The organism is Variovorax glucosi (assembly GCF_051216695.1).
In the GTDB taxonomy this organism is placed as follows: domain Bacteria; phylum Pseudomonadota; class Gammaproteobacteria; order Burkholderiales; family Burkholderiaceae_C; genus Variovorax.
Map to the genome: position 1 here is coordinate 1 of NZ_JBPJZE010000301.1, position 1117 is coordinate 1117.

At 65.4% G+C, this 1117-nt stretch carries 2 protein-coding genes; one reads left to right on the forward strand and one right to left on the reverse strand.

Annotation, left to right across the window (positions count from 1 at the left end; translation table 11 throughout):
• A partial coding sequence (locus tag ACSFA3_RS25135; RefSeq protein ID WP_435508061.1) for an FCD domain-containing protein occupies positions 1-449 on the forward strand: 449 nt, incomplete at its 5' end.
• A 29-nt stretch (positions 450-478) separates the two neighbouring features.
• On the opposite strand, the gene ACSFA3_RS25140 is transcribed toward ACSFA3_RS25135, so the two are convergent.
• The coding region (locus ACSFA3_RS25140; RefSeq protein ID WP_435508062.1) for an ATP-binding cassette domain-containing protein at positions 479-1117 on the reverse strand (639 nt) is incomplete at its 5' end.

The window sequence follows — 1117 nt, forward strand, 5'->3', positions numbered from 1 at the left end:
TGCGACGCATCACGGCGTCGCACTACTTCCAGTGCCTGCAGGTGCGCGAACGACTGGAGTCGCAGGCCGTGTCGCTCTCCATAGGGCATGTGCCCGCAGACTTGGTGCAGCGCCTGCGCAATGACATCCTGTCCCTGGATTCAAGCCAGCAGGGCTCGAGCCACTGGCACGCCGATGACGAGATTCACGGCATGTTCGCGCGTGCATCCGGCAACGCGATGCTGGCCGAGACCATCGCCCATTTGCGCGTGCTGTGCCGCCTCTTCGAGGTGGTCGACCCCTTCAATCGCATCGAGGACGACAGGGCCGAGCACCTGGCGATCCTGGACGCCTACATCGCAGGCAACGAGAAGGCAGCCGAACAGGCGGTCGTCACCCATCTGCGCAACCTTGCGCGCTATACGCTCTCGAGGCTCAGCAACGGACTGGTGACCGAGCTGCCGCAGTAGGCCTAGGCCGGCAGCGGCGCACGAGCCGATCAATGCCGCAGTATCTTGCCGACGAACTCGCGGGTACGTGCCTCGCGGGGTTCGTCGAAGATCTGCCGCGGCGCGCCGATCTCGACCACGTGCCCGTCGGCCATGAAAACGACCTTGCTCGATACCTCGCGCACGAAGCCCATCTCGTGCGAGACGATGAACATCGTCATGCCCTCGGCCGCCAGGAGCCGCACCGTGTCCAGCACTTCGTTGACGAGTTCGGGGTCGAGGGCGGCAGTGACCTCGTCGAGCAGCAGGATGCCCGGCTGCAGCGCCAGTGCGCGCGCAATTGCCACACGCTGCTGCTGGCCGCCCGACAACTGGTCGGGGTACGCCTTCAGCTTGGCACCCATGCCGACCTTCTCGAGCAGTTCGCGCTCTTCGGGCTTGACCAGCTTGCCTTCGATGAACTTCTGCAGCTCGTTGGTGTCCTTGATCGACTTGGCCGTGGCCGGCGCGAAGTAGTCGATCAGGCTGGCGTCGCTGCTCTTGGCGATGGCCGCCGCCCGCTGCACGCCCGAGGTGGTGTGGCGCAGCCAGTCGGAGCCGGCACGCTCGGTCTTGACGTTGTCCTCGATCATGGTGTCGATCTCCTGGCTGAGCTGCTGCAGCTTCCACACCGCGGCGACGCTGGTGGC